This window comes from Burkholderia sp. PAMC 28687, from assembly GCF_001577465.1.
Lineage (GTDB): Bacteria > Pseudomonadota > Gammaproteobacteria > Burkholderiales > Burkholderiaceae > Caballeronia.
In genome coordinates, this window is the sequence record NZ_CP014506.1 from 234041 (window position 1) to 257854 (window position 23814).

General features: G+C 59.9%; 21 protein-coding genes and 1 pseudogene. 11 read left to right on the plus strand and 11 right to left on the minus strand.

Annotated features, from left to right (window positions below):
• Positions 1–87: 87 nt before the first annotated feature.
• Together AX768_RS16405 and rpoD are read right to left on the minus strand one after the other, a co-directional pair.
• Positions 88–1986: a potassium transporter Kup gene (locus AX768_RS16405; protein WP_062001207.1), complete on the minus strand. Its 1899-nt coding sequence runs from the start codon at positions 1984–1986 to the stop codon at positions 88–90.
• 327 nt (positions 1987–2313) lie between these two features.
• Positions 2314–4200 (minus strand): RNA polymerase sigma factor RpoD, encoded by a 1887-nt coding sequence (gene rpoD, locus AX768_RS16410; protein ID WP_086382208.1) that lies wholly within the window; start codon positions 4198–4200, stop codon positions 2314–2316.
• Positions 4201–4927: 727 nt separating this feature from the next.
• Between rpoD and AX768_RS16415 the strand changes: the two genes are divergently transcribed.
• From AX768_RS16415 to dapA, 5 genes are all read left to right on the plus strand, one after another.
• The gene (locus AX768_RS16415) at positions 4928–6355 is read left to right on the plus strand and encodes an FAD-binding oxidoreductase (protein ID WP_062001209.1); all 1428 of its coding nucleotides are present in this window, start codon (positions 4928–4930) and stop codon (positions 6353–6355) included.
• 88 nt (positions 6356–6443) lie between these two features.
• A complete protein-coding gene (locus AX768_RS16420) occupies positions 6444–7550 on the plus strand; it encodes an ABC transporter substrate-binding protein (protein WP_062001210.1) in 1107 nt (368 codons plus the stop codon).
• A gap of 45 nt (positions 7551–7595) precedes the next feature.
• Complete coding sequence (locus AX768_RS16425) at positions 7596–8693, plus strand: ABC transporter ATP-binding protein (RefSeq protein WP_062001211.1); 1098 nt, start codon at positions 7596–7598, stop codon at positions 8691–8693.
• Between the two features lie 97 nt (positions 8694–8790).
• Positions 8791–10500, plus strand: a complete 1710-nt coding sequence (locus AX768_RS16430; RefSeq protein WP_082779006.1) for an ABC transporter permease subunit — start codon at positions 8791–8793, stop codon at positions 10498–10500.
• Positions 10501–10526: 26 nt separating this feature from the next.
• On the plus strand, positions 10527–11432 hold the full coding sequence (gene dapA / locus AX768_RS16435) for a 4-hydroxy-tetrahydrodipicolinate synthase (RefSeq protein WP_062001213.1): 906 nt from the start codon (positions 10527–10529) through the stop codon (positions 11430–11432).
• A 9-nt stretch (positions 11433–11441) separates the two neighbouring features.
• Here the strand turns inward: dapA and AX768_RS16440 are convergent, their stop codons facing one another.
• Complete coding sequence (locus tag AX768_RS16440) at positions 11442–12269, minus strand: IclR family transcriptional regulator (RefSeq protein WP_062001214.1); 828 nt, start codon at positions 12267–12269, stop codon at positions 11442–11444.
• Between the two features lie 71 nt (positions 12270–12340).
• On the opposite strand from AX768_RS16440, the gene AX768_RS16445 reads away from it, so the two are divergent.
• Together AX768_RS16445 and AX768_RS16450 are read left to right on the plus strand one after the other, a co-directional pair.
• Entirely contained in the window at positions 12341–13513 is a 1173-nt protein-coding gene (locus AX768_RS16445; RefSeq protein WP_062001215.1) for an alpha-hydroxy acid oxidase, read from the plus strand.
• Positions 13514–13615: 102 nt separating this feature from the next.
• Positions 13616–13957, plus strand: a complete 342-nt coding sequence (locus tag AX768_RS16450; protein ID WP_062001216.1) for a zinc ribbon domain-containing protein YjdM — start codon at positions 13616–13618, stop codon at positions 13955–13957.
• On the opposite strand, the gene AX768_RS16455 is transcribed toward AX768_RS16450, so the two are convergent.
• Positions 13954–14604: a YukJ family protein gene (locus AX768_RS16455; RefSeq protein WP_062001217.1), complete on the minus strand. Its 651-nt coding sequence runs from the start codon at positions 14602–14604 to the stop codon at positions 13954–13956. The genes AX768_RS16450 and AX768_RS16455 overlap by 4 nt on opposite strands.
• Before the next feature lie 275 nt (positions 14605–14879).
• Here AX768_RS16455 and AX768_RS16460 point away from each other — a divergent pair, with 275 nt between their 5' ends.
• Complete coding sequence (locus AX768_RS16460) at positions 14880–15167, plus strand: hypothetical protein (RefSeq protein ID WP_062001218.1); 288 nt, start codon at positions 14880–14882, stop codon at positions 15165–15167.
• A 53-nt stretch (positions 15168–15220) separates the two neighbouring features.
• Here the strand turns inward: AX768_RS16460 and AX768_RS16465 are convergent, their stop codons facing one another.
• Positions 15221–16363 carry a GGDEF domain-containing protein gene (locus AX768_RS16465; RefSeq protein WP_062001219.1) on the minus strand — a complete coding sequence of 381 codons (1143 nt, stop codon included), beginning with the start codon at positions 16361–16363 and terminating at the stop codon, positions 15221–15223.
• 389 nt (positions 16364–16752) lie between these two features.
• Between AX768_RS16465 and AX768_RS16470 the strand changes: the two genes are divergently transcribed.
• Complete coding sequence (locus AX768_RS16470) at positions 16753–17442, plus strand: nucleoside 2-deoxyribosyltransferase (RefSeq protein ID WP_082778902.1); 690 nt, start codon at positions 16753–16755, stop codon at positions 17440–17442.
• A gap of 8 nt (positions 17443–17450) precedes the next feature.
• On the opposite strand, the gene AX768_RS16475 is transcribed toward AX768_RS16470, so the two are convergent.
• Complete coding sequence (locus AX768_RS16475; protein WP_062001220.1) at positions 17451–18206, minus strand: DeoR/GlpR family DNA-binding transcription regulator; 756 nt, start codon at positions 18204–18206, stop codon at positions 17451–17453.
• Positions 18207–18299: 93 nt separating this feature from the next.
• Between AX768_RS16475 and AX768_RS16480 the strand changes: the two genes are divergently transcribed.
• Positions 18300–18884 carry an NUDIX domain-containing protein gene (locus AX768_RS16480; protein ID WP_062001221.1) on the plus strand — a complete coding sequence of 195 codons (585 nt, stop codon included), beginning with the start codon at positions 18300–18302 and terminating at the stop codon, positions 18882–18884.
• 84 nt (positions 18885–18968) lie between these two features.
• Here AX768_RS16480 and AX768_RS16485 read toward each other — a convergent pair whose 3' ends face one another.
• A complete protein-coding gene (locus AX768_RS16485; RefSeq protein ID WP_062001222.1) occupies positions 18969–19232 on the minus strand; it encodes a Txe/YoeB family addiction module toxin in 264 nt (87 codons plus the stop codon).
• On the minus strand, positions 19229–19489 hold the full coding sequence (locus AX768_RS16490; RefSeq protein WP_062001223.1) for a type II toxin-antitoxin system Phd/YefM family antitoxin: 261 nt from the start codon (positions 19487–19489) through the stop codon (positions 19229–19231). The genes AX768_RS16485 and AX768_RS16490 overlap by 4 nt, the downstream gene beginning before the upstream one ends.
• Before the next feature lie 251 nt (positions 19490–19740).
• Here AX768_RS16490 and AX768_RS16495 point away from each other — a divergent pair.
• Positions 19741–20369, plus strand: a pseudogene (locus tag AX768_RS16495) (LysE family translocator).
• A gap of 36 nt (positions 20370–20405) precedes the next feature.
• Here the strand turns inward: AX768_RS16495 and AX768_RS16500 are convergent.
• From AX768_RS16500 to AX768_RS16510, 3 genes are read right to left on the minus strand one after another with little or no spacing between them, the layout of a single operon-like run.
• Positions 20406–21644 carry a CaiB/BaiF CoA transferase family protein gene (locus AX768_RS16500; protein ID WP_231941492.1) on the minus strand — a complete coding sequence of 413 codons (1239 nt, stop codon included), beginning with the start codon at positions 21642–21644 and terminating at the stop codon, positions 20406–20408.
• A 1-nt stretch (position 21645) separates the two neighbouring features.
• Positions 21646–22428 carry an enoyl-CoA hydratase/isomerase family protein gene (locus AX768_RS16505; RefSeq protein ID WP_231941493.1) on the minus strand — a complete coding sequence of 261 codons (783 nt, stop codon included), beginning with the start codon at positions 22426–22428 and terminating at the stop codon, positions 21646–21648.
• 13 nt (positions 22429–22441) lie between these two features.
• On the minus strand, positions 22442–23734 hold the full coding sequence (locus AX768_RS16510; RefSeq protein WP_062002272.1) for an MFS transporter: 1293 nt from the start codon (positions 23732–23734) through the stop codon (positions 22442–22444).
• Between the last annotated feature and the right edge of the window lie 80 nt (positions 23735–23814).

A 23814-nucleotide genomic window follows, 5' to 3' on the forward strand; every position in this document is an offset into this window, starting at 1 on the left:
TGCTGCCCGGCAAATAAAAGCGCGATGGGACTTTCCAGATCCATCGCGCTTTCCGCTTTGCAACGTGCGAGCCGTTTCCGCCCTCGCCTACAGATTGATCTGGCCGCCCATCTCGACCACGCGGTTGGGCGGCAAGCTGTAGTACTCGGCGGCTTGCGCCGCGTTGCGTCCGAGGAACGCGAACAGCTTGTCGCGCCACAGCGCCATCGCCTTGCTTTCTCCCGTTGCGCGGATGGTGTCTCGCGCGAGGAAGAACGAGGTATCGGCGGCCTCGTAGGTCCAGTCCGGTATCTGCTTCTGGATCAGCAGCAACAACGCCGGAACATCGGGTATCTCCATGAAACCATGGCGCACGACAACTGCATAACATCCGTCGCCCAGATCCTCGACCATCGCCTTGTCCGCGTCCCTTACGTGCGGCACGTTATCGGTGGTGCCCGCAAGAAAGATGTTGGTCTTGTGAAGCACGCGGTTGTGCTTCAGGTTATGCATGAACGCTGTCGGTGTCATGCCCGCAACGCCGCCCGGGAATACAGCGGTCCCCTCCACGCGCGCCGGCGGATGGCTGCTGCGGCAAAGTGAAGGAATGATGTCCTTGAGCGGCAGGTTCTCGGCCTTCATCCGGTCGATAAGCGTCTGGCGGCCCTTGTGCCAGGTCGTCATCACGGTGAAAAGCCCAGCGCCCGCGAGCAGCGGAAACCAGCCGCCGTCGAGCACCTTGCTCACGTTACTCGATACGAACACCGCATCGACCAGCGCAAAGGGCCCGATGACAAGCGCGGTCGCAATCGGCTTCCAGTGCCAGAGACAGTGCGTGATGAAATACATCAGCAAGGTCGTGAGCAACATGGTCGATGCCACCGCAATGCCGTACGCGGACGCGAGGTTATCGGAGGATTTGAAGAACACGACCAGGAACACGACTGCCGCGAACAACGAGAGATTGATGAACGGCACGTAGACCTGGCCGATCTCGTGCGTCGATGTATGGACGATCGGAATGCGCGGCAGGAAGCCCAGTTGCACGGCTTGCTTGGTCATGGAAAATGCGCCCGAGATAACCGCTTGTGACGCGATGATCGTTGCCGCCGTCGCTAGAATCACCAACGGCACGAGCCCCCAACCGGGCGCGGATTCGAAGAACGGCTGCTTGAGCGTCGAGGGATGCATCAGCACGAGCGCACCCTGTCCGAAGTAATTCAGCACGAGACTTGGCCACACGACAAACACCCAGGCGAGCCGGATCGGCTTCTTGCCGAAGTGCCCCATGTCCGCGTAGAGCGCCTCACCGCCGGTAAGCGCCAGGAACACCGAGCCGAGCACCACGAACGCAGTTGTCGGGTTATGCAACACGAAGCCGATTGCGAACGTGGGTGAAGCCGCCTCGAGAATGACCGGGTACTGAACGATGTGCGACAGCCCCAGCGCGGCCAGCGTCAGGAACCAGACGACCATGATCGGTCCGAACACTTTCCCGACGGCGCTCGTGCCGTGCTTCTGGATCGCGAAGAGCGCCGTGAGAATCACGAGCGAGATCGGCACGATCCATTTGGTCAGATCGGCATCGACGAGTGTCACGCCCTCCACCGCCGATATCACCGAAATGGCGGGTGTGATCATCGAATCGCCGTAGAACATGGCCGCGCCGAATACGCCAAGCGTGAGCAAGACGTTACGCAATCGATGAGGCGCGACGCCCGATGCCAGCGCCGTAAGCGCAAGAATCCCACCCTCGCCGTCATTTCCTGCGCGCATGACGAAGCTGACATATTTCAACGTGACGACGATCAGAATGGACCAGAGAATCAGCGACACGATGCCAAACACGTTGGGCTGGGACGCGCCGCCGGCGGCTTTGAGACACTCGCGAAGCGTGTAAAGCGGGCTCGTGCCGATATCGCCGAACACGACGCCGATCGCGCCGAGCATGAGGGTGGGCGCCGCTTGAACGGTTTTCGCCGATGGCTCTGCGAGAGAAGCTGACATAGGCCTTTCTTCCAGGTGAGGGCACTAGGGCGGTTGAAAACCGTGTGTCTGGATCTATAAAGGATTACGACTGTTCGGACCTTGCACATCAAGTCTCGTCGATCTTTTAACACTAATAGCGACCGTGCGTGGCATCACTGTGGTCAATTGTGTCGAGAAAAGCACCGCATGGAATGTACCTACGGCCTTTGCATGTTGAAGCGCCAACGCCCTCTGCTGCAGCCCGGGAAGAGCAAAAAAAAACCGCAACTGGCTGGCCCAAAAACCGGACCGACCAATTGCGGTGATCTACAACAGCAGCGCCCAGCCTCCGGACGCCTGCAAACCTCAATGCGCGAGGAACGACCTCAGCTTCTCCGAACGGCTCGGATGCACGAGCTTGCGCATTGCCTTGCTTTCGATCTGGCGAATCCGCTCGCGCGTCACATCGAACTGCTTGCCGACTTCTTCCAGCGTATGGTCGGAAACCGTGTCGATGCCAAAACGCATTCTCAGCACCTTCGCCTCACGCGGCGACAGTGAGTCGAGTGCGTCCTTGATCGCGAGACGCATGTCGGCATGCATGGCGGCATCAGCTGGCGACTCGGTCGCCGAATCTTCCACCATGTCACCCAGCGTAGTGTCGCCGTCTTCGCCCAAAGGCGTTTCCAGCGAAACCGGCTGACGTGCAATCTTCAGGATGCTGCGAACCTTCTCCTCCGACAAGTCGAGACGCACGGCCAGCACCGACGGATGCGCTTCCTGACCCGTCTGCTGCAGGATTTCGCGCGATACACGGTTCAGCTTGTTGATAGTCTCGATCATGTGCACCGGCACACGGATGGTCCGGCCCTGGTCGGCGAGCGAGCGCGTCACAGCCTGGCGAACCCACCACGTGGCGTACGTCGAGAACTTCCAGCCGCGCCGGTATTCGAACTTGTCCACAGCTTTCATCAAGCCGATATTGCCTTCCTGGATCAAATCCAGGAAATGCATGCCGCGGTTCACGTATTTCTTTGCAATCGAGATCACCAGACGCAGATTCGCTTCGGTCATCTCGCGCTTTGCCTGACGCATCTTGTGCTCGGCGGACGTCATCTGCTTGTTCAACGCCTTCAGTTGCGAAAGCGGCAGCATCAATTGCGCTTCGATTTCGATCAGCTTTTGCTGTTCGGCCTGGATGGCCGGCAGCGCGCGCTCGAGCGCCTTGCCGTATGAAGTCGATGCCGCAGCATGACGCATGGTCCACTCGAGATCCGTCTCGTGACCCGGGAACACTTCGACAAACTTCTCGCGCGGCATGCCGGCGAGGTCGACCGCGATCTTCAGGATACGACGCTCGATGGCGCGAACATGCTCGACCTGCTCATGAACCTCAGCGCACAACCGGTCGATGGTCCGGGCGGTAAAACGCACGGTGGCCAGTTCGTTCTGGATGTGTTCCTGCACGGTTGGCCAGTCGCCCGTACGCGAATCGTCTGCGCTGTAAGCCGCGTGGAATGCGTCGAACTGATCGCGCACATTCACGAAAATCGGCAGGCAATCGCGCAGCAAGTGCTTGAGACGCGTGGCGTTCGCGCGCGTGGCTTGTTCGTCGTCGGTTTCGCCTTCTTCGTCGTCGCTTTCCGACGCGAGTTCGGCTTCATCGATTTCCGCGTCCGAGTCGTCGACGACTGCGTCGTCGAGCGTGCTCACGTCCTTGAAACCATCGACGAGTTCGTCGATGCGCAATTCACCCGCCACGACCTTGTCCACGGTCGTGAGCAACGTGACAACCGTCGACGGGCAAGCGAACGCCGCCTTGATCATTTCGCCAAGGCCGTCTTCAATGCGCTTCGCAATCTCGATCTCGCCCGCACGGGTCAGCAACTCGGTGCTGCCCATTTCGCGCATGTACATACGCACGGGGTCGGTGGTGCGGCCGAATTCCGAGTCCACGGTCGCGAGCGTGACTTCGGCTTCTTCGTCGGATTGTTCGTCCGATACAGCGGTCGGCGTGGAGTCGTTGAGCAGCAGCGTCTCGGAGTCCGGCGCTTCTTCATAGACGGCCACGCCCATGTCGCGGAACGTACTGACGATGGTTTCGATAGCCGACGTCTGCGCAAAGTTACCGGGCAAGTGGTCGTTGATCTCCGCGTGCGTCAGGTAGCCCTGCTGCTTGCCGAGCTGGATCAGCGCGCGCATCTGCTTCTGACGCTCATCGGCCTGCTCGGGCGAAACAGCGCTTTCGTCCATGGGACGCGACATCTTGTCCGCGGACCCACGGCGGGCCTTCGTTTTTTTGGCAGGAACGCCGTTTCCGGCGTTAGATTCGGTTGGATCAAAACTTGTCATACATTTCCTCGATAGCCTTGCTCTGAGAAAAGCAAACCGGTGCACAAGGCGGTCAGACACGCGCAATACCGTGAAGACCGACAGGATCGTCACCTCGGGTTGAACTAATCAAATGCGTTGATTCGAGCAAGCTGAATCAGTTTGGAGGCGGGGAGCGCTAACAAGCGCAGTATTCGCGCGGGTCGTACAGTCTATAGCAACTTGATTGCTGCAGGTGCGTCAAGAGGCAATTAACGAACGTTTGCGGCATCCATACGCTGCGAAACAACAACATTTTCCGGGTACGAACTCATTTGCGGACGAATTGAGCCGAATCAAGGCTGTAGCAGAGACTGCGGCGGGTTCGGGAAGCCTTGATCACGCCCCGTTTGTTTATGCGTAAGGCGGCGAATAGACGTCGAACTACCGACGTTAGATTCGCCCCGGCCAAAAAATTCCCTTCTTTTTCGTGCGCATCGTGCCGCAGTGCATCGGCGTGACGCTATTTTTGTATCGGCGAATACGCTTAGGATAATCGCAATGCGATTAAAGGCATTTCAATGCGATTTTTTTCTTCATATCCTGCTCTTCAGACGCGGCTTTTAGCTGATTCGAGCGACAGCCGGTGCCCTTCCCAAGGAACTGGAACATGAATGACGTCACGAGGTTGATCGCAGCCCTGAAAACCGAGATCGGAGCCGACGCGGTCCTGACCCAGGGCGCCGACCTCGCGCCCTTCACCGAAGACTGGCGTGGCCGGTACAAAGGACCGGCCACGGCGGTCGTGCAGCCGTCGAACACGGCGCAGGTCGCGGCAGTGGTCCGGCTTTGCGCCGCGCATGGCGTGCCGGTCCTGCCGCAAGGCGGCAATACGAGCCTCTGCGCCGGCGCCATTCCCCGAAACGAAGGCGTGGCGCCTGTCATCGTCAATCTCGCGCGGATGCGGCGCATCCGTCATATCGACGCCGCCAACGGTTCGATGGAAGTGGAAGCCGGTTGCGTGCTCAAAACCGTGCAGGACGCGGCGGCGGCGGAAAACCGGCTCTACGCGGTAAGCCTTGGAGCAGAAGGCTCGTGCCAGATCGGAGGGAATTTGTCGACGAACGCCGGCGGCACGGGTGTCGTGCGCTACGGCAACACGCGCGACAACGTGCTGGGCCTGGAAGTCGTCCTCGCCGACGGCACCATCTGGAACGGCCTGCGCGCCTTGCGCAAGGACAACACGGGCCTGGATCTGAAACACTTGTTTATCGGTACGGAAGGCACGCTCGGGATCATCACGGCCGCCACGCTCAAGCTGCATCCGCTACCCACGCAACATGCGCTCGCATGGTTTGCGCCGGTCGATCCCGCCGCCGCGCTGCAGATTCTCGGCATGTTCCAGGCCGCATGCGGATCGCGCCTGAGCGCGTTCGAGATGATCAACCGGCGCCAGTTGGAACTGGTTATCGAACATGTGCCGGGGCGGCGCAATCCTCTTAGCGAACTGCACGAGTGGCATGTGCTCGTCGAACTCGCCGATACCGGCGGCGGCGACGAAATGGCCGCCCTGCTCCAGCAAACGCTCGAACATGCTGCCGAACAGGGCCTGATCCACGACGCAATCCTCGCCAGTAACGAGACGCAGCGCGCGACGCTCTGGGAGATTCGCCACAGCGTGTCCGAGGCGAACAAGAAGGGCGGCGTGGGCCTCACGACGGATTGTGCGGTGCCGGTTTCGGCGGTACCGGTGTTTATAGAACGGGCGACGGCTGCAGTGCATCAAATCGTCCCGGCGCTCGACGTTCTCGTGGTCGCCCATCTCGGCGACGGCAACGCGCATTTCATTCCCTTCTTCACCTTCGATGCCTGGCGCGAACTGCCCGATCCCACGTCGATGGCCAACGCCATGCGCCGCTGCGTGAACGATGTCGCGCACGAACTGCACGGCACCTTCAGCGCCGAGCATGGCGTCGGGCAAACCGCATTGCCCGAGATGGCGCACTACAAGTCATCGGCGGAACTGGGTCTGATGCGCGCCGTGAAGACCGCGCTCGATCCGCAGAATCTTTTCAATCCGGGACGCTTGATTCCCTGAGCGACCCAACCTGATCCGGGCCGCCAACAAAGAAGCCCGGACATCCGCACCCCTGGCGTTTCTGTTTTTATCCACACTTGGAGCCGACATGAAAAAGCAGCCCGCACGCGATGAGATTCAAGCGATTCAAAATTCCGGCCGCCGCACGGTCATCAAGACTGCCGCCGCCGGTGCGGCTGCGGTCGCGTTCCCGTTCGTCTGGACGCCGTCGCGCGCGGCGAGCAAACGGATCGTGATTCGTGACGACGGCGGCATCTACACCAAAGCGTATGGCGCCGTTTTCTACAAGCCATTTACGGAAAAGACCGGCATTGAAGTCGTCGGCGTGCAGGCCAACGCTGAACCGACCGCGCAGATCAAGAGCATGGTCGAGACCGGCAGCTACACGTGGGACATGGCGAAGATCAGCCAGCCGGCAATCCTGTTGCTTACGGGCGGCGGCAAGGAATATCTGGAGAAGCACGGTCTGGAAGCGGACCCGATGATCGCCAAGATTCCCTCGCAATACATGTCGCCGTATGGGGTCGGCACGAACGTCTATACGACCGTGCTTGCGTATCGCACGGATGCGTTCAAGGGACGCAAGGCCCCGGCGTCCTGGGCCGACATGTGGAACGTGAAGGACTTTCCGGGCCGTCGCGGCCTGCGTAAATATCCGTTCGATACCTTCGAAGAAGCGCTGATGGGCGGCGGCGTGCCGGCATCGCAGGTGTATCCGGTCAATTTCGATAAGGGCATCGCGAGTCTCGACAGGATCTCCAAGCATGTGGACGTGTGGTGGACGACAGGCTCGCAAGTCGAACAGATGCTCGGTTCGGGTGAAGTCGACATGATCAGCACATGGGTATCGCGGGCGCAATCGGCCATTGCAAATGGCGCGCCCGTGGCGATCGTGTGGAACCAGAACATCTGGGGCTGCGACAACTGGTCGATCCTCAAGGGCACGCCGAACGCCGCAGCCTGCCGCGAGTTCATCAAGTTCGCGTCCGATCCGAAGCGCCAGGCCGCGCTCGTCGAGTACTTCCCTGCCGGTGTCACGCAGCCCGAAGCGTTCAACTTCATCAAGCCGGAGATCGCGAAGAATTGCCCGACGTTCCCGGAAAACATGAAGAACGGCCTGCATATCGATGCGAAATTCTGGCAGGAAAAGCAAAGCGTCGCGCTCGAAAAGTTCAATAGCTGGATCTTGACCTGAGCCTCGTTTCAGTCACCGCGTTTCATAGCAAGGGATGCCATCACCATGTCTGCCTCGAACCTTCAAATCACGGGACTCTGCAAGCGCTACGGTGACTTCGTGGCGCTCGCTCCCATCGATCTCGACGTCGCCCAGGGCGAATTTTTGACCCTGCTCGGACCGAGCGGTTCGGGCAAGACCACGTTGCTGAGTCTTATTGCCGGTTTGTCGCAACCGGACGATGGCCAGGTGCGCATCAACGGCGTCGATGTGACATATGGCGCGCCGTATGAACGGGACATCGGCATGGTGTTTCAGAACTACGCGCTGTTCCCGCACATGACGGTCGCGGAAAACGTCGCGTTCCCGTTGCAGATGCGCAAGACCGATGCAAAGGCCACGCGCGAGAAGGTCATGCAGGCGCTGGAGATGGTGCACCTGCCGCATGTCGCAGGAAGGTATCCGCGCGAATTGTCGGGCGGCCAGCAGCAGCGGATCGCGCTTGCGCGCTGCATGGTGTACAGGCCGTCGATCATCCTGATGGACGAACCGCTCGGCGCACTCGACAAGAAATTGCGCGACCAGATGCAACTTGAGATCAAGCGGATTCATCGCGATCTGGGAACGACGATTGTGTACGTCACGCACGACCAGGAAGAAGCGATGACCATGTCCGATCGCATCTGCCTGATGAACGCGGGATCGATCGCGCAACTTGGCTCGCCGGCGGATCTGTATTTCCGGCCGAAGAGCGTGTTCGTGGCGGACTTCCTGGGTGAATCGAATCTGCTCGATGCAGTCGTGACCGGCCGCACGGGCGACGAAGTCCGGATCAGCGTGCAAGGGGGCGCGAATGTGAACGCGATGGCGTACGACGCCGTGATCCGCGACGGCAAGTCCGTGAAGCTGATGCTCCGTCCGCAAAACCTGCAGATCCACGATGGACCGCCGGCAGGGTTCATCAACGGCGGCACCTTGTCGGCGAAACTCACCGACATCATGGTGACCGGCAGCATGACCAAGCTTTATCTGCAGTCGCATGTCACCGATGCACCGCCGCTCGTCGCCGCATTTCCGACCAACCGGCTCGGCAGCCAGTACGAAATCGGGCAGACGCTCGGGCTTTCGTGGCTGACTGCGGACGCTGTCGCGATAGCGGGGTAAAAAAATGAATCGCTCCGCCCTGATTGCCGAACAGGCCCGTCCCGACGCACTGCCGCAGCGTCCCGCACGATGGCGCGCATGGCTGCGCCCCGGTGCGATGAGTGCGCCGATCGTGATCCTGCTGCTCGTGATGCTGGTCTACCCCGTCGGGCAACTGCTGCTGTTGAGCGTGCATAACGGCACCGGTTTCACGCTCGTGGAATACAAGCGGCTGTTTGCATCGTCGGTCTATGTGGATGTGTTGCTGATCACGCTGAAGGTCTCCCTTTGGACGACGTTCTTTTCCGTGCTCACCGGATATCCGATCGCGTATCTGATTTCATCGCTGACGCGGGAGCGCAAGAACCGCCTTCTCTTCTGGGTCCTGCTTTCCTTCTGGACCAGCTTTCTCGTGCGCACATTTGCGTGGGTCGTGCTGCTCGGGCGCAATGGCGTGATCAATCAGGTGCTGATGGGACTGGGGATCATCGACCGGCCGTTGAATCTGCTTTACAACTTTTCCGCTGTGATCGTCGGTATGGTTCATGCGCTGATGCCGCTCGCGGTGCTGACCATGTTGTCGGTCATGGAGAACATCGACCGGCGTTTGCCGAGCGCCGCAGCCACACTCGGCGCTCGTCCGGGAACCGTGTTCTGGAAGGTGTATTTCCCGTTGTCGCTGCCGGGCGTTGCAGCGGGCGCGTTGATGGTTTTCGTGACCGCCATCGGCTTTTTCATTACGCCTACGCTGCTCGGCGGACGGCATCAGACGATGATCACGCAATTGATCATCGACCAGGTGATGCAGGCGTTGAACTGGGGGTTCGCGGGCGCGATCTCCGTGTTGCTGCTGGCGGTCGTGCTGATCGTGTTCCTCATCTACGACCGCATGGTCGGACTCTCGACAATGGCGGGCGGCTCCTCCGCACGCGGCCCGAAACACGGCAGCGGATTCGGCCGCAAGCTCGGCGATTTCATCCTGACGACGCTCGGCAACGCGACCGACTTTGTCATCGGCCTGCTTCCGAAACGCCGCAGACGCGCAACTGTTGGCGCAAGCCTCAGTCTGCGTGTAGTCGTGATCCTGCTGCTGGTGGTCCTGAGCGCGCCCGCGTTCCTGATGATCCCGCTTTCCTTCGATTCCGCTTCCGGTCTCGCATGGCCCCCGCATGGATTCTCGTTGCAGTGGTATCGGCAGATCGCGGATTCGCCGCTATGGATGCAGGCCATCACGCGTTCAATGCTCGTGGGTATCGGCACCGGCATTCTCTCGATGCTGATCGGCACGCCCGCCGCCTTCCTGCTCGTGCGCGGCGGCATGAAAGGCAAGGCCGCAATGCTTGCGTTCGTGCTCGCGCCCATCGTCGTGCCGCGCATGATCATCGCAGTCGGCGTGTTCTATTTCTTCGCGAAGATCGGGCTGATCGGTTCGGCGTATGGGCTCGTGCTGGCGCATACGGTCGTCGCCGTGCCTTATGTGGTGATCACCATGATGGCCGTGCTGCGCAACTACGACACCCGCCTCGACCTCGCTGCACAAAGCATGGGGGCGCGTCCGTGGGCCACGTTGCGCCGCGTCACCTTCCCGATCCTCGGCGCGGGCTTGATGTCGTCGTTCCTGTTCGCGTTCGCCACGTCCTTCGATGAACTCACCATCGCGCTGTTCTCGTCGGGCGGCTTGAGCACGACCTTGCCCAAGCAGTTCTGGGACGAAATCACCATGCAGATTTCGCCGGTCATCGCGTCGGTATCGACTTGTTTGTTTGCGTTCATTGCGGTGCTGATCTGGGTCGCTGACCGCTTGCGCCGACGCAGCCTTGCTTCTTGAAAACCATCGTTTTACAGGACTTACTCATGCTTTCAGCTCAACAACTGCGTGGCGTCTTCCCGGCCATTCCAACACCCGTCAATCCCGACGACACGATCAACGCCGATGCCGCCCGCGCCCTGATGCGCTATCTGCTGAAGCAAGGCGTGGATGGCGTGGTACCGCTCGGCGGCACCGGCGAATACGGCGCGCTTTCGCGTGCGGAACGCATATGCATGGCCGAGATCACGGCGAAGGAAGCAGCGGGCAAGATCCCGGTAATCGCGGGCGTGCTCGATCCTGGTTATCACGATGCCATACAAGCCGGCAAGGACTTCGCCGCGGCCGGCGCCGACGCTCTGCTCGTGCTGACGCCGTACTACACGAACCCGACACAAGGCGGCATCCGCGATTACTTCCTGCGATACGCCGACGAATCGCCGCTGCCCATCCTCATCTATGAGATCCCGTATCGCACGCGGATCTCGATTGCGCCCGAAGTGCTGCACGAGTTGTCGAAGCACGAGCGGATCATCGGCATGAAGGCGTGCAACACGGACATGTGGCACTTCCTGCGCACGGTCGCGGGCGTGGATGAATCGTTCGCTGTTCTGAGCGGCGAAGACACGCTGTTTCCGCTGCATGTGGCGGCCGGGGCGCGCGGTGGCATCGTGGTGACAGCGACGCTGTTGCCGACCGCATGGAAAAGGATCTATGACCTGGCTTGCGAAGGGAAGACCCACGATGCGCTCGCGCTGCATCGCTCGCTGATCCCGCTGATGAACCTGGCGTTCGCCGAGACCAACCCCGGTCCGATGAAGTCGGTGATGGATCTTATCGATGTCCACGCGCCCGACATGCTCGCGCCGCTGGTTCAGGCGGACCCGGCGTTGTCGGCGAATCTGCGCGCGGAACTCGAAAAGCAGCTCGATCTGTTCGAACGCAAGCTTTGAAGTGAACGCTCAGCGCTTGTAGCCGGAAAGCCGCGCCTTCGAAATGGAAGTCGCGGCGACCTGCACGTGCTGCGCGAGCTCGGCTTCAACGCGTTCGATAGACCAGCGCGACGTCGGCACCGAGATGTTGATGGCGGCGACCGCCATGCCGCCGTGATCGGTCACCGGCGCGGCCACGGAAATATCGCCGAGCACGGTTTCGTTTTCGATCACCGCATAACCGCGCCGCGCGACTTTACGCACGCGTTCCAGCAGCTTCTCGGGGTTGGTTTCGGTGTAATGCGTGATCGGATCGAGCCGGGTTTGCGAGAGGATCTCGCGCACGCGTTCATCGGAAAGGCGCGACAGGATTGCAATGCCCGACGCCGTGAACATGGCCGGCAAACGCGCGCCGACCACGATGTCGATGTTCACCAGATGCTGCCCCGGAAAGCGCGCCACAAACACGATCTCGTGGCCGTCGAGTTCCTGGAGGTTGGTGGTTTCGCCAAGCCGGCGGCTGATGTCCAGAAGATACGGCGAGGCTTTGTCGATGAGTTCGTTCGCACGCACGTAGTTGTACGAGAACTGCAGCACCTTGGTGGTCAGGCCGTAGTTACGCGTTTCCGGCACGCGATAAAGATAGCCGAGCACTTCGAGTGTGTGCACGAGGCGTTGCGTGGCGCTGCGATCCAGACCGGAGGCGCGTGCAATATCGACGAGCGTCATGTGGCGGCTCGGACCGTCGAACGCATGCAGGACCTGGAAGGCTTTTTCGGTCGATCCGACAAACAGCGACGAGCGCTGAGTCTCTTTCTCGGCTAACTCTTCTGGCTTGCCGGCAGCGCTTTTGACCATGCTTGTTGGGCTTCTGAAAGTATCGGATTGTGATTATCACGATTGTAGTGCAATCGAATCAGGGAGCTTGAATGGTTTCATCGGTAGCGGATTACCGGCTTGCTGCACGCCGGCGCTTGTCGCGCCTGGCGTTCGATTATCTGGATGGCGGTGCAGAAGACGGCGATGCCTTGAAGCGCAATACGGACGCCTACAAGCAGTGGCTTTTCAAGCCGCGCGTGTTGAAGGACGTGTCCATTTGTTCGGCGGCAACACAGTTTTTCGGGCGTGAAGCCGCCGCGCCGATGATCGTCGGGCCGACGGGTCTGAACGGCCTGTTCTGGCCGCGCGCCGATGAACTTCTCGCTCAGGCGGCGAGCCGCGCGGGTTTGCCGTTCGCGCTATCGACGGCTTCCACGTCGCTGCTCGAAGACGTGCGCGCCGCCGCGCCGCAAGGCGACTTGTGGATGCAGCTCTACGTGCAGCAGGATCGCGGCATTGCCGAAGACATCATGCGGCGTGCAAGTGCTGCAGGTTATTCGACGCTTCTTCTGACCGTCGATGTCCCCGTGCACGGCAAGCGCGACCACGACACGCGCAACGGATTCAAACTGCCGTTGAAGCTGACGCCGAAGCTCATTGCCGATTGCGTGATGCATCCGCACTGGTCGATGCAAATGGCGCGCTCCGGTTCGCCGCAACTCAAGAACATCGCGAAGAGCGTGGGTGAGCGCGCAGATTTATCGCGTCATTCGGCCATGCTGAGCCGGCAGATGGATCTGAACCTCGGATGGACCGACCTCGATTGGGTCCGCGCGCACTGGACTGGCAAGGTGATCGTCAAGGGCGTGATGAGCGCCGACGATGCAACGCTCGCCTTGAAGCATGGGGCAGATGGCATCGTTGTATCGAATCATGGCGGCCGGCAATTGAGCAGCACGTTTGCGCCTGTTGAGGTCTTACCGGGAATCGTGGACGCGGTCGGCGGCGACATGACCGTGCTGGTGGATGGCGGCGTGCGGCGCGGCAGCGATGCGTTGAAAGCGGTCGCGTTGGGCGCAAGCGGCGTGCTGCTTGGACGCGCGCCGTTGTATGGCGTCGCGGCGAACGGCTTGGCAGGCGCAGCCGGCGTCCTCGCGCTGATGATGGACGAAATGTTGATCGCGATGCGTTTGCTCGGGTGCCAGACACTTGCCGCCCTGGGTCCGCCGTTTATCGGCAATGCGAATGATGTGGTCAGTCATGGGTCGCATTGCAGAACATGAACCGGCTGAAGCGCCCTCTATAATCCCGCCTTTCGAAGCGATCCCGTTTGCATTCCAGAACGTGTTCGCATCGCTTCGACCGTTACGATTATTTGAGGAATCATGTCTACGCTCCCGCACTGCCCGCTCTGCTCGATGGAAAACACTTACGCCGACGCGGACCGCATCATTTGCGCTGACCGCGGCCACGAATGGTCCGCAACCGATACCGCGTCCACCAATGAAGACGAAACCTCCGTCGTCAAGGACGCCAACGGCAACGTGCTCGCCAACGGCGATTCCGTTGTGCTGATCAAGGACCTCAAGGTCAAGGGCTCATCGATCACGCTGAAGGTTGGCACGAAAGTGAAGAGCATCCGGCTGGTTGGCGGCGACCATGAAGTCGATTGCAAGATGGACGCCGGCAGTTTCATGCTCAAGGCCTGCTACCTGAAGAAGGTTTAAGCCTTCACGGGGTTGCCGTTTGCGTCGGTATCGAAAGTCTGCGACTGGAACGCGAAGAAAAACGCGCGCCACGTGTTGTTTGGATACGCGATCATCAGCGCGCCGTCCTGATACGCGCCGTTGTCGCTCGCGTACTGGCCGCCGTTGCCCTGGTTCATGTGGATATCGTGAACGCCGTTGCCGGGAACGAAGTTGAAGTACTGATCCGGTTTGTTTTGCTCCGGGCCCCAGCGCGATCCGAACGCATAAACAATCGATCCTTCCATGGCCATTGCGGTCACGACCGCATCTTCCAGTTTGTCCTTCAGATCGTTGTTCACGCCGGGCGCGTCGGCCGGAACGGGTTTCATCGATTTTGTATCGACAAGACCGCCGCGCACGTAGTCGATCGCAAGGCCGCCGGGCGTCGATGGCAAATTCGTGAAACCCGGGGTGAGCGCAGCCAGCTCGCTGATGAAAGCCGCAGGCAGCGTATCGAGTTCTTCGAACAGCACGATGGAAGGCGCGTGCGGCGCCGACGATTTCACATTCGATGCAATTCGAAAAACGGTCGTGCCGCCGTGGACGAGGATCTGGTAGTGGTCATCGTCGGCGTTGCGAAGGTGGCCCGTTACCGTGCCTTTGAGCACGCCATAGTTCACTGACATGTGTTCCTCCCTGGTTTAAGTTTTACATGCAGCAAAGTTTGCGCCGCTTTGCCGGCTTGAGCCGCGGCCGAAACAAAATTTGATTCGAATGTGCGGCTGACATCAAAACGTCAAGGAAACGTGCTTGCGGCGGCTTGGCATTTCCGCATCTTTATTGTTATGTGCGCCTGAAAACATTTCGCCCGTTAAAGCGAATGTAATGTCACTAACACGACTTTTTGATCCCATAGAGTTCTCCGTTCGAACACCGTAACCGCCATTGGCATTGCGCATTCATGAACGCACACAGTCTTACCGACCACCATGTCAGCGACAGCAGCGAAAATAGCGGCGGCCAGAGGCTGGGCCGCGCATTCGCTGCAAGGCTCGACATGACCATCAAGCGCTCGCGGCTGACGTCGCAGCGCGTGGCGAAATCGCTCGGGGTCACCGAAGGCGATGTCGCGTTGTGGCGGGCGGGAATTACGTTGCCGCGTAATGCGGATTGCCGGCGTTTGTCGGAATTGCTGCACGTAGATATGTCGTGGCTGAGCGGCGGGTCGTCGCCGGAAGATAAACGCTGATTTGCGCTGATATTCGCTGAGACTTGCGCGCCGCCAGGACCAAGACAAAGGCGCTAAGTCGCCAGGCTCCAGCGCGCTTTTCCCATGGCCTTGGCGACGTTCAGGGCTTTGTCGGCGGCGTTGAGTGCGGTCAATACGTCAGCGCCGTGGTCCGGCACGAGCGCCACGCCAATGCTCGCGCCCACGTTCACCGAGACATGCGATGTCAATGCAAACGACGACGACATTTCACTGATCAGCCGGTCGGCGAACGCTGCGGCGTCGTCGTGACCCGACGCGCTGATGGTCACCACAAACTCATCACCGCCGATACGAAACACCATGTCGTCGGGACCTTTCAGCGCATTCAGACGTCCGCCGATCATCACGAGCAACAGGTCGCCGGCTTCGTGGCCGTACTGGTCGTTGACGGGTTTGAAGCCATCCAGGTCGATGTAAAGCACCGCGGTCTTGTCACGACTTCCCGACGCCGCCTTGTACCGCGTCTGCGATGCGTGAATCAATCCCGCGCGATTCGGCAAGCTGGTCAGCGCGTCATGCCGCGCACGATGGTCATTTTCCCTTTCGGCTTTCATCGTTGAAACGAGCAGTCCGTTGAGACGGAATGCGGCGATGCTCATTGCAACCAGATAAAACGGAATCTGGATCAGCGTAAGCGTCAGGATGAGTTCCTTGGACATTGCCGCAGCAATGCAGCAAGGACCCAGCGACAACAAGATCATGATCGCGACGAGCCGCGGGGCGCCAAAATTCCTGAAGCAGATCCCGCCGACCATGGCGGCAGCGGACAAACAGGACAGCGTTGCCGCAATCCAGTCCGTACTCAGGATACTGATGAACGCACCGTAACCGACACTTGCTCCCCATAGCACGCCCAGCAGCAGATACACGTCCGTGTAGGTCGGTTGACCTCGCCGTGAGGCCCGGTGCGCCGCGACCAGCAGGACCAGGCGCGTACCGCACAACAGGACCTCCAACACCACCCATGCAATGAACGCAGGCGTGGGTTCACGCATCGTGATGGCGATGGAAACGGCAATGGTATTGAGAACGCCGCCGGCAAAAATCGGCAATGTGCCAAACAGGCTTCCGATCAACGCAACGCGTATATCGTCTGGTACGTCGGGCCCGGAATAGCACAACCACGTTGTGAACCGCCAGCGAGGCAAACTAAAAGGCGCTAATTTGGTATCCATGGATCTTTGCTTTTTTTTTGCGCGACTGCTTTTGCCACGTCGGCGTCGCACTTCCTGCCTGTCATGGACTCAATCGGTATATTCGAGATCTATCTAGAAACAAATAACGCCGGCGGTCTCTCTGAATCGCCAGGCTGCGGCGTTGACGTGTGCCTGGTATTTTCCCTAAGCGGGACGCCTGCACATGGGCGTATTCTAAGCCCGCTTACTAGCCGATAACCAGCCGCCCTGGCCTGATCAATGGTGAATCGCCTCTAAAGCGGCTTGTTGATTTGGCAAAACCGGGGCTTCCAAGGCAGGCGACGTGCAAGCCTGATTGCGCCTTAACTAGCTTGACAGCGCCAATGCGATAATCTTTAGCTTAAATAAACGCAGTATCCGGGAGAGCAATGCGCGGCCCAACCAAGAAACAACTGTCATTGATCGAATTGGTCGACCAGGGCTTGAGCGTCGAAGAAATCGCGACGCGCACGGGTAAGCTCGTAACCTCGGTTCATAAACAGTTGGGCCGGGTTCGTCGCAAGGTTCGCGAAGGTCGCTACACACCAACGCCGCTTCCTATCGAATTGGCCGCATCCACGCCGCGAATCTATCTCGCGGGTTTCGATGTCTTTCGAAACGACGCGCTTGCTCATGGCGAAACGCTCAAGGCGATGTGTCAGTCGCGTGGCGCGATCGGTCTGTACCCGCTCGATAGCGAAGTCCCGGACGAACTGGATCAGCTTGGCCAGGCGCAATGGATTTGCCGCGCGAACATGGAATTGATTCGCTCGGCGGATATCGTCATGGCAAATCTCAACGACTTTCGCGGCGCAGGTGAGCCGGATAGCGGCACCGCGTTCGAAGTCGGATTTGCCGCCGCGCTAAACAAGCCGATATGGGCTTACACGGGCGATAACCGGACATTGATCGAGCGTGTATCGGTTAGGAAAGAAGGCGGCGCTTCGTATTGCGCCAGTGGTTTTGTGGTCGAGGATTTCGGTTTGAGTCTGAACCTGATGCTTGCGTGTACGGCACGCCTTGTTGTGGGCGGCCCGGAAAAATGTCTGGATAGCATGGCCGCCGAAGGACTCATTTAACATACGGCCTAAGCACGCACGATTGTCACGCCCGATTTCTCCAGCGGTTTTGTCAGCGCCGGATCGGTCGCCATCTCGACAATGATCGTCTGGGCAAGCGCGAGCCCTCCAATCACGAATTGCGAAGCGGCGTTGATCTTGTCCGAAGACGCCAGCACCACCGTCTCGGCCGCACGCGCCGCGAGCGCCCGCTTTACATACGCCTCTTCGTAATCGCCTGTGCTCAATCCCGCCGTGGGATGCACGCCGGTGACGCCCATGAAATAGATATCGGCCTGAATATGCGACATGGCTTCGATCGCCGCGGCGCCGACCGTCACGATGGAATGCTTGAAGAGCCGCCCGCCGATCACAAGCACTTCTATCAGCGGATGATCGATCAGCCCGACAGCCACGCTCGGGCTGTGCGTCACGACCGTCGCTTGCAAGTCGCGCGGGATTTGCCGGATCAGTTCGGCGGACGTCGTGCCGCCATCGACGATCACGACCTGCCCTTTGCAGATCATAGCCGCCGCTGCACCCGCAATCGCGCGTTTGGCCGATGACTCGATCTGCCGCCGCTCAGCAAACGGCGCCACCGCGCTCGATGCCGGCAACGCGCCGCCATGCACGCGCTGCAATAGTCCCTCGCCGGCCAGTTCGCGCAGGTCGCGCCGCACGGTGTCCTCGGATACATCGAAGGTCTCGCTGAGTTGCTTCGCGAGCACCTGGCCGTCGCGCGCCAGCGCATCGAGGATCGCTTTCTTTCGTTGGGACGTCAGCATGGTTGAAAACTCATTTGCACGAAATATCTTGATATTGCACGAATTTGCACGATACCATGAATGCTCCTTTTTCGCGATACCGGAGCAAGACCGATGGTTACTACAAAAGACAGAGTCCGCATCATCGAAACGACCGTCCTCTCAAATGACTGGTACGTCCTGAAGAAAACCACCTTCGACTTCCTGCGCAGCGATGGCGTCTGGCAGCGTCAAAGTCGCGAGACCTATGACCGCGGCAACGGTGCGACCATTCTTCTCTTCAACCGCGAACGGCAGACAGTCGTGCTGACGCGGCAATTCCGCCTGCCGGCGTTCGTGAACGGGCACGACGGCATGATGATCGAAGCCGCCGCCGGTCTGCTCGATAACGCCTCGCCCGAAGAACGCATTCGCGCGGAAGCGGAAGAGGAAACGGGGTACCGCGTGCAGAACGTCGAGAAGGTATTCGAGGCGTATATGAGCCCCGGATCGGTGACTGAGAAGCTGCACTTTTTCATCGCTGAGTACGATGCGTCCTCGCGCGTCGGTCACGGCGGCGGTGTGGAGGCTGAAGGGGAGGATCTCGAGGTGATCGAATGGCCGCTTCAGGATGCGCTCGATGCGGTGCGGCGTGGTGAGATCGTCGATGCAAAGACGATCATGTTGCTGCAGTTCGTGGCGTTGAATCGCGTGTTGTAAATCTAGGCTCGGCAGCGCGTGTATCCGCTAACAGCTTGATGCGCCCGGATACTTACCGCGGCGTCCGGCATCCTCTTGAATGAGTCAGTAGTGGTAGCGGCACGAGACAATATTGATCTGCGAATCCGCGACCTCGTAAACCAGGCGATTGGTTTCGTCGATGCGTCGCGACCAAAACCCTGTCAAGTTAGCCTTCAGCGGTTCCGGTTTGCCAACACCTTCGAACGGCGTTCGCTGGGTGTCTTTAATAAGCTGGTTGATCCGTTTAAGGGTCTTCTTATCTTGCCCCTGCCAATAAATATAATCGTCCCACGCCTCGGCAGTCCACATGATGTTCAACGAACTCATGCGCCTGTTTCATCCAACTCGTGTGACTTGACCTTGCCCGTGCGCAACTGCTTGATAGACCGCTCGAGATGAGCAATATTCGCTGGTGATCGCAGGAGATAAACCGTCTCCATCAAGCTGTCGTAATGCTCCTGTGACATGACTATTGCATTGGGTGCATCGCGGCGAGTGATAAGCGTAACGTCGACGTCATCAACCACGTTATCAATCACCTGCTTAAGGTTAGCGCGAGCCTCGGTGAAAGGGATTGTGCGCATATTTCCTCCTTGTCTTTTCCTTCACTGACCAGAACACCAGTCTAGCATGCTGGACCGAATATGTACAACTACCTGTACATGAAGACGTTCGATTTGCGTTCTCGGCGCATGGCAGGCCCTCCGATTCTCCGATTCTCAGATTGGAGATTTTGAGCGTTTTCCGCTAATCACGATGGCAAACCGCCTGCACTTGGCAGGAAAACACCAGGCATTCAACGGCACCATAAAGGCTTCGGACACCGAGGTTGATCATGGTTTCGCTGCAACTATTAATGATGTTTGTCGGCGCGCTTGCGGTGGTGTATGCGTTGCCCGGACCCGATATGGCGATCGTCTTGCAGATCAGCGCATCACGCGGGCTGAGACACGGTCTATCGACGCTGCCGGCCTCGCAGTTGCGCGCACGCTTCACGTCACCTTGTCGGCGCTGGGCGTGGCCGCGTTGCTGCGCAGCGCGCCCTGGCTTTACGACGGCGTGCGTATAGTCGGAGCGATGTATCTTGCGTATATCGCGATCCAGATTTTCCGCTCGCCGGCTTTTGGTCTCGATACGAACAACGCAGCATCCGGCGCGGCTTATACGCTGCGCTCCGCATTCCTGAAAGGCATGATGAGCAGCTTGCTCAACCCCAAGGCCCTGCTGTTCTGCTCAGTATTATTGCCGCAATTCATACATCCCGATGCAGGCGCGGTGTGGGCGCAAGTCGTCGAGCTCGGCGTGGTGCTGGTCGCGATGGGCGCTGCCTTCGATACCACCCTGGCGTTCGGCGCCACGCGCATTTCAGGCTGGCTGCGCAGTCATCCGCGCGCACAGGTCGTGCAGCGCTGGACGTTTTCGGCGGCATTGCTGGCGTTCGCGCTGCGCTTGTCGTTTGAATAAAAGCCGCTTGGTTTGGGGAACCCCAAGCGCCGTTCCTCATCCCGTTACATCGCCAACCAGGATTGCGCCTTCATCTTTCAGCGCGCCGATGCGTGCATCGGAGAAACCGTATTCGCGCAGCACCTCCGCCGTATGCTGCCCTAACAGCGGCGCCGGGACGGGCGATTGCGTGCGGCCATCGGAGAAATGGATCGGCAAACCCAGGCCACGCATGCGGCCCGCGACCGGATGCGTCGTCTCCACGATCATTCCACGCGCCAATGCCTGCTCGTGTGCAACCGCTTGCGGCACCTCGAGCACCGGACCCGAGGGCAAACCGATTTCATCGAACATCGTGAGCCATTCATTGGTCGTGCGCTCCACCAGCCGGCTCGTGAGGATGTCCACCAGTACGCCGCGGTGCTTCATGCGCCCGGCGTTGCTCTTGAAGCGTTCATCGTCCGCCAGACCCGGGATGTCGAGCACGCCGACCAGACGCTCGTAGTTACTCTGGTTTGCTCCGCCAATGTTGACCCAGCCATCGCGCGTGCGGAATGCCTGATACGGCGCGCTCGTCGGATTCGCCGAGCCTGCTTTCGGCAGCACTGTGCCGTCGGCGAAATAGTTGGCAAAGGCCCAGTACATTTGCTGCAAGCCGGCTTCGAACAGCGATGTATCGACCATCTGACCCACGCCGGTTTTTTGCTTGGCCGAGTACGCCGCGCAAATGCCAAGCGCAGCGAGGATGCCGGCGTTGATATCCGTGACCGGCGAGCCGGCCTTGATCGGCGCCTGGCCCGGCTCACCCGTCATGCTCATCAAGCCGCTCATGCCCTGCGCGATGAGATCGAAGCCGCCCTTGTCGGCCATCGGACCGGTGCGCCCGAAACCCGATATCGCGCAATAGATCAGGCCGGGGTTTTCCGCCTTGAGCGCGTCGTAGCCCATGCCGAGTTTTTCCATCGTGCCGCGCCGGTAGTTCTCCGTCACGACATCGGCCGTTGCGAGCATCTTGCGCAGCACTTCACGGCCACCGTCTGTCTTCAGGTTGATACCGACGCCGCGCTTGTTGCGGTTCACGATCATGAACGACGCTGATTCGCCGCCCTCGAGAATAGGCGCGAAACGGCGGCAATCGTCGCCGCCGGGAATTTTCTCGACCTTGATGACGTCCGCGCCCATGTCGGCGAGCATCATGCCGCAGATGGGTCCGGACATGATGTGCGCGAGCTCGATCACGCGCATGCCGGAGAGCGGGCCTGAACTTTTACTATTGGATGTGTCGTGTTCGAACATGTCAACGTCCCTTGAATTCCGGTTTGACCTTGTCGAGGAAGGCCTGGTAACCCGTACGAAAGTCCTCCGTGCCGAAACACGCGAAACCTTCGTCGCGTTCGGCGTCGGTGAGCGGAGCGGGGTTCATCGCGCGCTTGACGAACTGCTTGTGCCAGCGCGCGACCAGCGGAGCGCCATCGGCAATTCGGCGAGCGGTGGTCAATGTCTCGGCCGTGACCTGATCATCGGGGACCACGCGCGTGACGAGGCCTTTGGTGAATGCCTCCCTTGCATCGAAAATCCGGCCTTCCAGCAGGATCTCCAGCGCGACTGCGGGTCCGGCGAGCTTCGCGAGCGCGTCGAGTTCCGCGTGCGCCATCACGAGGCCGAGGTTTTTGATCGGTACGCCGAAACGACTCGATTCACCGCAAATGCGCAGGTCGCACATTGCGGCAATCTCCAGACCGCCGCCCACGCAAATGCCGTGGATCATCGCGACAATCGGATGCCGGCACTGATCGAGTGCGCCCAACGTGCGATGCATGATCGCGCCATACGCACGGGCCTGCTCGACGTTGGATCGATCGGTGCGGAACTCCGCTATATCGTTGCCCGGCGAGAACGCCTTCTCGCCCGCGCCGCGCAGTATGATGCAGCGCAGGGTGTCATCGGCGGAAAGGGTGTCGATGGTTTCGCCAAGCGCTTGCCACAGCGGCTTGGTCATCGCATTGAGTTTCTCCGGACGATCGATGACAACCGTCGCGATGGTTTCGTCGCGTTCAACCCGGATAGAAGCTTCAGTCACATCGACTCCTGTTCTAAACGTATTTGCGAAGCGGCTCGGCGTTCTCCGCACCCGCGGGCACATCATCCAGAACGCGATCCGGCCGCATGGTGAAGGACAGCACAATGCCGACTGCCATGAGGATCATCGACACGGTGAAGGGCAGGTTCCAGTTCCCGGTGCGGTCGATCATGAAGCCACCGGCGACCGGGCTGATGATCGCCGCCAGCGCCGATCCCGAGTTCATGATGCCGCTCGCGGTCCCGGCGTGTTTGGGCGCGATGTCCATGGGGACGGCCCACATTGGCCCGATGGTCATTTCGTTGAAGAAGAAACCGCCGCTCAGGCACAACGCAGCCAGCGTGATCGACATGTTGGAAACAAGCATGATTGGCGCAAGCGAAAGCAGCGTCAGGAACATGCACACGCCGACCATCACGTTGCGTGCGAGACGAAGATTTTTACTACGCCGCAAGATGCGATCCGTGATAGACCCACCCAGCCAGTCGCCAAGCACGCCCGCGAAGAACACGCCCGACGCGAACAGCGCGGACTTGCCCAACTGCATGTGATAGTTGTGGAGAAAGTACTGCGGAATCCAGCCGAGGAACAGCCACAGCACCCAGCCGTAGCAGAAGTACACGGCGGTGACCGGCGCCATGCGGCCAAGCAACGCGCGCCACGGAACGGGCGTTCTCTGCTTCACGCCGGAAAACGATGAAAGCGTCTCGCATTCGGCTTCGGTAATGGCGTGATGCTCGCGGGGGTTATCGCGGAAATAGAAGATCCACACGATCGCCCACAGAAAGCTCACGACGCCCGTCACGATGAAAGCGCCGCGCCAGCTCGTCGCGATCATCAGCCACACGATCAACGGCGGCGCGACCGCATTGCCAATGCGCGACGCCGCGTGCGTGATGCCCTGGGCGAAGCCGCGTTTGTCCGCGGGCATCCAGTTCGACATGGCGCGCGTGGCCGTCGGGAACGTTGCACCTTCGCCCAGTCCCAGCAACAGGCGCGCAATGATGAGCGATACGAACCCGCCGGAAAGCCCTGTCATGACGGTGGCGCCCGCCCATATGACGGCGCACACGGCAAGCGTCCGACGCGGTCCGAACCTGTCGCCCACCCATCCGCCGATGATCTGGAACACGAGATACGGATAGGCGAATGCGGAAAATACGAAACCGATTTGCGTATGCGACAAGTGCAGTTCCGCGCCGAATTGCGAAGCGGCGGTACTGACGTTGACCCGGTCAACATACGTAATGAAATACATGGCGCACAGCAATAACAAAACGCGCGTCGTAGCTCGACGGAACATCATCGTCTCCTTGATTAGTGCGTGCTTCATCACGACGCCCAAGGACGCCTGAAGCGAACTGCATCCGGAACTTCGATAAAAGC

What these genes read in the sequence shown, in the direction of transcription:
- AX768_RS16475 (WP_062001220.1), bottom strand. Translation starts at nt 18,206, where the DNA reads ATGCTGACGTCCCAACGAAAGAAAGCGATCCTCGATGCGCTGGCGCGC.
- dapA (WP_062001213.1), top strand. Translation starts at nt 10,527, where the DNA reads ATGCTTTCAGCTCAACAACTGCGTGGCGTCTTCCCGGCCATTCCAACA.
- AX768_RS16450 (WP_062001216.1), top strand. Translation starts at nt 13,616, where the DNA reads ATGTCTACGCTCCCGCACTGCCCGCTCTGCTCGATGGAAAACACTTAC.
- AX768_RS16510 (WP_062002272.1), bottom strand. Translation starts at nt 23,734, where the DNA reads ATGATGTTCCGTCGAGCTACGACGCGCGTTTTGTTATTGCTGTGCGCC.
- AX768_RS16460 (WP_062001218.1), top strand. Translation starts at nt 14,880, where the DNA reads ATGAACGCACACAGTCTTACCGACCACCATGTCAGCGACAGCAGCGAA.
- AX768_RS16490 (WP_062001223.1), bottom strand. Translation starts at nt 19,489, where the DNA reads ATGCGCACAATCCCTTTCACCGAGGCTCGCGCTAACCTTAAGCAGGTG.
- AX768_RS16465 (WP_062001219.1), bottom strand. Translation starts at nt 16,363, where the DNA reads ATGGATACCAAATTAGCGCCTTTTAGTTTGCCTCGCTGGCGGTTCACA.
- AX768_RS16455 (WP_062001217.1), bottom strand. Translation starts at nt 14,604, where the DNA reads ATGTCAGTGAACTATGGCGTGCTCAAAGGCACGGTAACGGGCCACCTT.
- AX768_RS16445 (WP_062001215.1), top strand. Translation starts at nt 12,341, where the DNA reads ATGGTTTCATCGGTAGCGGATTACCGGCTTGCTGCACGCCGGCGCTTG.
- AX768_RS16470 (WP_082778902.1), top strand. Translation starts at nt 16,753, where the DNA reads ATGCGCGGCCCAACCAAGAAACAACTGTCATTGATCGAATTGGTCGAC.
- AX768_RS16415 (WP_062001209.1), top strand. Translation starts at nt 4,928, where the DNA reads ATGAATGACGTCACGAGGTTGATCGCAGCCCTGAAAACCGAGATCGGA.
- AX768_RS16430 (WP_082779006.1), top strand. Translation starts at nt 8,791, where the DNA reads ATGAGTGCGCCGATCGTGATCCTGCTGCTCGTGATGCTGGTCTACCCC.
- AX768_RS16440 (WP_062001214.1), bottom strand. Translation starts at nt 12,269, where the DNA reads ATGGTCAAAAGCGCTGCCGGCAAGCCAGAAGAGTTAGCCGAGAAAGAG.
- AX768_RS16485 (WP_062001222.1), bottom strand. Translation starts at nt 19,232, where the DNA reads ATGAGTTCGTTGAACATCATGTGGACTGCCGAGGCGTGGGACGATTAT.
- AX768_RS16500 (WP_231941492.1), bottom strand. Translation starts at nt 21,644, where the DNA reads ATGTTCGAACACGACACATCCAATAGTAAAAGTTCAGGCCCGCTCTCC.
- AX768_RS16420 (WP_062001210.1), top strand. Translation starts at nt 6,444, where the DNA reads ATGAAAAAGCAGCCCGCACGCGATGAGATTCAAGCGATTCAAAATTCC.
- AX768_RS16480 (WP_062001221.1), top strand. Translation starts at nt 18,300, where the DNA reads ATGGTTACTACAAAAGACAGAGTCCGCATCATCGAAACGACCGTCCTC.
- AX768_RS16425 (WP_062001211.1), top strand. Translation starts at nt 7,596, where the DNA reads ATGTCTGCCTCGAACCTTCAAATCACGGGACTCTGCAAGCGCTACGGT.
- AX768_RS16405 (WP_062001207.1), bottom strand. Translation starts at nt 1,986, where the DNA reads ATGTCAGCTTCTCTCGCAGAGCCATCGGCGAAAACCGTTCAAGCGGCG.
- rpoD (WP_086382208.1), bottom strand. Translation starts at nt 4,200, where the DNA reads ATGGACGAAAGCGCTGTTTCGCCCGAGCAGGCCGATGAGCGTCAGAAG.